This window comes from Mesorhizobium sp. M7A.F.Ca.MR.362.00.0.0, assembly GCF_004023175.1.
Taxonomy (GTDB): domain Bacteria; phylum Pseudomonadota; class Alphaproteobacteria; order Rhizobiales; family Rhizobiaceae; genus Mesorhizobium.
Window position 1 is genome coordinate 1 of record NZ_RZTF01000370.1, and the last position, 6,370, is coordinate 6,370.

At 61.7% G+C, this 6,370-nt stretch carries 7 protein-coding genes, 1 tRNA gene and 1 pseudogene; all 9 read left to right on the forward strand.

Annotated features, from left to right (window positions below):
* Positions 1–216 precede the first annotated feature (216 nt).
* The gene (locus EOC06_RS30200; RefSeq protein ID WP_128309517.1) at positions 217–1,851 is read left to right on the forward strand and encodes a hypothetical protein; all 1,635 of its coding nucleotides are present in this window, start codon (positions 217–219) and stop codon (positions 1,849–1,851) included.
* 245 nt (positions 1,852–2,096) lie between these two features.
* Positions 2,097–2,594: a metal-dependent hydrolase gene (locus tag EOC06_RS30205; RefSeq protein WP_127332164.1), complete on the forward strand. Its 498-nt coding sequence runs from the start codon at positions 2,097–2,099 to the stop codon at positions 2,592–2,594.
* 192 nt (positions 2,595–2,786) lie between these two features.
* Positions 2,787–2,862 (forward strand) — tRNA-Trp (locus tag EOC06_RS30210).
* Positions 2,863–3,257: 395 nt separating this feature from the next.
* A complete protein-coding gene (gene secE / locus EOC06_RS30215) occupies positions 3,258–3,461 on the forward strand; it encodes a preprotein translocase subunit SecE (protein ID WP_013531408.1) in 204 nt (67 codons plus the stop codon).
* 27 nt (positions 3,462–3,488) lie between these two features.
* Positions 3,489–4,016 carry a transcription termination/antitermination protein NusG gene (gene nusG, locus EOC06_RS30220; protein WP_013531409.1) on the forward strand — a complete coding sequence of 176 codons (528 nt, stop codon included), beginning with the start codon at positions 3,489–3,491 and terminating at the stop codon, positions 4,014–4,016.
* Between the two features lie 159 nt (positions 4,017–4,175).
* Entirely contained in the window at positions 4,176–4,604 is a 429-nt protein-coding gene (rplK, locus tag EOC06_RS30225) for a 50S ribosomal protein L11 (protein WP_013531410.1), read from the forward strand.
* Between the two features lie 4 nt (positions 4,605–4,608).
* Positions 4,609–5,307 (forward strand): 50S ribosomal protein L1, encoded by a 699-nt coding sequence (gene rplA, locus EOC06_RS30230; RefSeq protein WP_013531411.1) that lies wholly within the window; start codon positions 4,609–4,611, stop codon positions 5,305–5,307.
* A 395-nt stretch (positions 5,308–5,702) separates the two neighbouring features.
* Positions 5,703–6,221, forward strand: a complete 519-nt coding sequence (rplJ, locus tag EOC06_RS30235; protein ID WP_013531412.1) for a 50S ribosomal protein L10 — start codon at positions 5,703–5,705, stop codon at positions 6,219–6,221.
* 54 nt (positions 6,222–6,275) lie between these two features.
* A pseudogene (locus EOC06_RS30240) lies at positions 6,276–6,370 on the forward strand (50S ribosomal protein L7/L12); the annotation flags it as partial.

Genomic DNA, 6,370 nt, shown 5'->3' on the forward strand with positions numbered 1-6,370 from the left:
TCGCTATCCGTGAAGGCGGCCGCACCGTCGGTGCCGGCATCGTCGTCACCATCAAGGAATAATCGAGCCCGGCATTCGCCGGATCGACAAGAAAAGGGCGGTCTTCGGGCCGCCCTTTTCTTTTGCGGGGCTATCGGTTGCGACTCTGTCAGCCGAACCCTGTTGCAAGGCTCCGGGCCTCGACTAGTATAGGTTGCATCGAGGGGCTTTTTTCAAATGGTTCCAAGGCGGTTTTTCCATCGTCGGGCATTGTGGCCGCTGGCTCTGACCTGGCTGCTCGCATTGCTTGCCGCAGGCCCCGCAGCCTTTGCGGCGGATGCGGCGCCGGATCTTGGGCCGACAATGCGGTTCGGCATCGTTCGCAGCAACGCACCGGGGTGCGAGCCGATCTGCCCGGAATGGATATCGGCCGAGGGCTCGATAGAAGCCGGCACGCCGGCACTCTTCAAACGCATGCTGAAGACGCTTGGCGGCCGGAAACTGCCTGTTGTCGTCGATTCTCCCGGCGGCAATGTCGAGGCGGCGCTGACGCTTGGCCGGCTGATCCGCAAGAACAAGTTCGATATCGCCATCGGCAAGACGGTGTTTTCCAGCTGCCAGCCCGGTGCGAAGGGGTGCCAGGACCGTGACGCCCGCTACTTCGGCGATGTCATCGACTATGGCGCCATGTGCAATTCCGCCTGTCCTCTGATGTTTGCCGGCGGTATCAGGCGGGTGGCCGGCGAATGGGCCTATCTCGGCGTCCATCAGATCACCACGACCTACATCCGCACGAAATTGCAATACCGTACCACCTATCGCGTCGTGGGGGGCAAGAAGAAGATCCTCAACACAAAGATCGTCAGCCGCAAGAATGCCGGCAGCTACAAGACCTACGAGATGAGCAAGTCCGTGGAGAAAAAGCTGGCAGCCTACCTGAAACAGATGGGCATCGAACAAAGCATGCTCGAAACGATGAAGGGCACCCCGGCCAGCGAAATCCACCAGATCGCCCTCGACGACATGCTGGCGATGAAGCTGGTCACCAGCACGGACGCTGTAGGCCTGCTGACAGCGGCAAGCCTGTGCGAGCCCGGCCGCCTGGCCGCGAATTGCCGGGAGGTGCCGGGGAACAAGCCTGATGGCCTGACGGCGACCGCGGCCACGCCGCCACCGATCGAACCCGAGGCGGCGCGGCGCGATGAAGACATGCGCTTCGTCGTCGTTCGCGGCACCAATCCGCTCTGCAATCCAGACTGCCCGGAATGGATCTCGGCAGAAGGCGCGATCACCCCCCGGACCCCGCAGAAGCTGCGCCAATTGCTCGCCATGCTTGGCAAACGGCAACTGCCTGTCGTGATCAGTTCGAGGGGAGGCGACCTGCTCAGCGCCCTGGCGGCAGGACGGCTTATCCATGAAAAGAAGCTCGACGTCGCCGTTGGCCGCACCGATTTCGTCGGCTGTGACCCAGGAGCGTGGAATTGCCTGGCCAAAGAGGGCGCCTATGCCGGGCTGAGCATCGATGCCGGCGTGGAGTGCGATTCGGCCTGCGCGCTGATGCTTGCCGGCGGCATCAGGCGGTTTGTCGGTCCCCAGGCGCGGCTTAGCCTTTACCCGATGGGGCAAAAGCAGATGGTCAAGGCCTATCTCGAGGAGATGGCGATCGGTCCCGCCCTGTTCGCAGCGATCGAGCGACGCTCGGCCGAGCGCCGGCTGGAACCCGGCATGATGCTGAAGGTCGGCCTGACGACCGGCCTGCAATCGGTCGACGCGCTGACCGGTGCCACCATTTGCGAGGCGGTGCCAAGACCCGAGAATTGCCGGATCCGGCCTTCCGCCAATGCCGAGGCTGATGCGCCGGCCAAATTGTAGTGTGCGGCGGAGCCGGAAACCGGCCATGAGGCAGGTTGAGCCGCTTCCGATGCTATCGTCGCTGCTGGCGGCGCCAGGCAGGCGGAGGATCGATGCCGGCCTGGGTTGGGGCGTGCCGGGCGGCCCCTATAAGCCACCGGGTACGGAACCATGATCGGCACGAAGCGTATCGGGCGCAGGCATCCGGAATAACGCCACAATAGGGCGGAATGCTGCACTGGCCTGCAACCGTGAACGGTCCCGAGATGCTGATCGCCCATCTTCCAAGTGGCTATATTCTCGGAACGTTCATGCGCAGGCAGTGGCCTGGCAGCCCGGCTATCGTCGGGGCCGCCATAGTCGGCAGTGTCATCCCCGATATCGATATGCTGTATTTCCATTTCATCGACGGCGGACGCACCCACCATCACTCCTATATGACGCATTGGCCGCTGTTCTGGGCGGCCGCAGGGGCGCTGTCGTTGCTATTCGTCAGCTGGCGCGCCCGCTCGTATCTGGCAGCCACGGCTGCCTTCTTTGCCGCCGCCATGCTGCATATGGTCCTCGATACGCTGGCGTCGCCGATATTGTGGCTGATGCCATTCGATCGGCGGGCGTTCGAACTCGTCACTGTACCGGCGGACTTCAGCAATTGGGTGCTCAGCTTTTTGCTGCACTGGACGTTCGCATGCGAACTCCTGATATGCGGCTGGGCGCTTTGGCTTGCACGCGGGCGACCGCAGCCTGCCACGAATGCCGCTTGAGGACGCTCCACATCGAAGAGGGCAGGCGACGTCTCTCTCAATCACGCCACCGCGCGCTGGCGACTTCAGGCCGGAGCTTGGGATCGACCCGGATGGCCTTGTCGGGATTAAGGCGCGTTTGCTTGCAAACCGCTCTTTACAGAGCGTGCGGAAGCTTTTAGGAAGCGCCTTCTGCGCCGACATGCGCACGATACGGGCATAGCTCAGTTGGTAGAGCGGCGGTCTCCAAAACCGCAGGTCGTAGGTTCGAGCCCTGCTGCCCGTGCCATTCCCTGAATGGCATTCAACCCAATGTTTCGCCGTTTCGGAATGGCGTTCAAAACGATATTTCCATGGCCTGGCCTTTGAAAATCGGCGACCCGCTTGCCATATAGGGTCGATTGGGGCATAAGAGCGCCATAGCCGGGACGGAACGACTGGATGGTTCCGAGGCGGTGTTTGGTCATAAAGCGGAGACTTGCCACTTGCGTGGATCAAGAATCGGTTTTATGTAGACGAAACAGACACGCGACGCGTGGAGCTGGGAAACCGGCTTTACGCGTCTGATTTGCATGGGCGAAATGATTGCGCTGATTCGGCGCGAGATTGGGCTCAGGCGGCACGTCCCGGCCAGCGGGATCATCCAGGAGACCCGGCCAACGGGTCTTGAAGACAGAGCGGCATATGGCTTCGAAAACCACAAATCCTTTCGTCTTTCTCCAGCAGGTTCGCGCGGAGACCGCCAAGGTGACTTGGCCGTCGCGACGCGAAACGATGATCTCGACGGTGATGGTTCTGGCCTTCGCAGTGATCGCGATGATCTTTTTCTTCACCGCCGATCAGCTCATGGGCCTTGCGGTCGAACAGATTCTGGGCATCGGACGCTAAGTCCGGCGATTACGGAGAAGTCTTGAAATGACCGCGCGCTGGTACATCGTCCACGCCTATTCGAACTTTGAAAAGAAGGTCGCCGAGGATATCGAGAACAAGGCCAAGCAGAAGGGCCTGTCCGCCGACATCCACCAGATCGTGGTTCCGACCGAGAAGGTCGTCGAAGTTCGCCGCGGCCGCAAGGTCGATGCCGAGCGGAAGTTCTTCCCGGGCTATGTGCTGCTGAAGGCCAATTTGACCGATGCGGTGTTCTCGCTGGTCAAGAACACACCGAAGGTCACCGGCTTTCTGGGCGACTCCAAGCCGGTGCCGATCACCGAGGCGGAAGCCCAGCGCATCCTGAACCAGGTCCAGGAAGGCGTCGAGCGGCCGAAGCCTTCGGTCACGTTCGAGATCGGCGAAGCGATCCGCGTTTCGGATGGTCCCTTCGCGTCGTTCAACGGTTTCGTCCAGGAAGTGGACGAGGAGCGGGCACGGCTCAAGGTGGAAGTTTCGATCTTCGGGCGCGCCGTGCCTGTCGATCTGGAATTCGGACAGGTCGAAAAGGGCTGATCCGAAATCCCTGGCGCCGGTTTGGCGATCGGGGGAGGCGGCGCGGAAGCGCGCGGCCTGAGACGGTGGGAGGCGAGTGCGGCTTTAGCCGGCTGCGCGAACCGCACCACCAGACTGCAACCGCCGGCATGACCGGCATAGACAAAGGCAGGAAAAGAGATGGCTAAGAAAATTGCAGGCCAGCTCAAGCTCCAGGTGAAAGCGGGATCGGCGACGCCGTCTCCCCCGATCGGCCCGGCGCTTGGTCAGCGTGGCATCAACATCATGGAATTCTGCAAGGCGTTCAACGCGCAGACCCAGGAAATGGAAAAGGGATCGCCGGTTCCGGTCGTCATCACCTACTATCAGGACAAGTCCTTCACCTTCGTCATGAAGACGGCGCCGGTGAGCTACTTCCTGAAGAAGGCGGCGAACCTGACGTCCGGTTCCAAGGAGCCGGGCAAGGTCAAGGCCGGGACGGTTTCGCGTGACAAGGTCCGCGAGATTGCCACCGCGAAGATGAAAGACCTGAACGCAAACGACGTCGAAGCGGCCATGCGCATGGTCGAGGGCTCCGCCCGCTCGATGGGTCTGGAAGTGGTGGGCTAAGATCATGGCAAAGATTGCAAAGCGCGTATCGAAGACCCGCGAAGGCATCGATCCCAACAAGGCTTATGCCCTGGGCGATGCGCTGAAGCTGCTCAAGGACCGTTCCTCGGTGAAGTTCGATGAGACCATCGAAGTCGCCATGAACCTCGGCGTCGACCCGCGCCATGCCGACCAGATGGTCCGCGGCGTGGTCAACCTGCCGAACGGCACCGGCCGCTCGGTGCGTGTCGCCGTGTTCGCCCGTGGCGACAAGGCCGACGAAGCGCGCGCCGCCGGCGCCGACATCGTCGGTGCCGAGGATCTGGTCGACATCGTCCAGAAGGGCACGATCGATTTTGATCGCTGCATCGCCACGCCGGACATGATGCCGCTCGTCGGTCGTCTGGGCAAAGTGCTCGGCCCGCGCGGCATGATGCCGAACCCGAAGGTCGGCACCGTCACCACCGACGTTGCCGCCGCCGTCAAGGCATCCAAGGGCGGCGCCGTCGAGTTCCGTGTCGAGAAGGCTGGCATCGTCCATGCCGGCGTCGGCAAGGTCTCGTTCGACGTCAAGGCCCTGGAAGAGAACATCCGCGCCTTCGCCGATGCGGTGACCAAGGCAAAGCCGACTGGCGCCAAGGGCAACTACGTCAAGAAGGTGTCGGTCACCTCGACGATGGGCCCGGGCCTCAAGCTCGACGTCGCGACGCTCAACGCGTCCTGATAAGTTTTGATCGAGATCGGCCGGTAAACGGCTGATCTGCAAAGAATTCCGGGCCTCCGACCTAGTTGGCGGCCCGGTACCGGAAGCCGAGAGGTTTCCGGACATCCTGTCCGAGATTGCAGGCGGCCCAGAAGCCTTAATTCGATTTGGGCCTGCATGAGACGGGTGAAGACCGGACAACGGAGCGATTGCTCCAATGAAAGGTTCGAACCGTGTTTGCCTTTTGTCTGCGCATCGCCGGCTTGACCGTCGATGTGGCGAAAGGGGGCAGGATCCTCGAGCGTCGTTCGGGAGATCCGTTACTGGATGGCCCGGCCGACAAAAGGCAACCCGACGCCTGTCCTCGTCAATGGGATGTTCCCGTTAACAGGATTGGGGTCAACTGGAGATAGGCAGTGGACAGAGCGGAAAAACGCGAACTCGTCACGGGCCTGAACGGTGCGTTCTCGAACGCAGGTTCAGTGGTCGTGGCCCACTACGCCGGTATCACCGTCGCGCAAATGAACGACCTTCGGTCGAAAATGCGCGCCGCCGGTGGCACCGTCAAAGTCGCGAAGAACCGTCTCGCCAAAATCGCTCTTCAGGGCACGGACTCCGCATCGATCATCGAGCTGTTCAAGGGACAGACGCTGATTGCTTATTCGGAGGATCCGATTGCGGCGCCGAAGGTCGCGTCCGATTTCGCCAAGGGAAATGACAAGCTCGTCATTCTCGGCGGCGCAATGGGCACCACCTCGCTCAATGCCGACGGTGTGAAGGCACTCGCCACACTTCCGTCGCTCGATGAGCTGCGCGCCAGGCTGGTTGGCATGATCGCCACGCCGGCAACCCGGATCGCCCAGATCGTCAATGCGCCAGCGGCCTCGGTCGCGCGCGTCATCGGCGCTTACGCCCGGAAGGACGAGGCGGCATGAGGCCGTTCCTCGCTATCACAAACACACGTTCGAACCTTATGAAGGAACACAACAATGGCTGATCTCGCAAAGATCGTAGACGACCTTTCGAAGCTGACCGTCCTCGAGGCGGCCGAGCTGTCGAAGCTTCTGGAAGAAAAGTGGGGCGT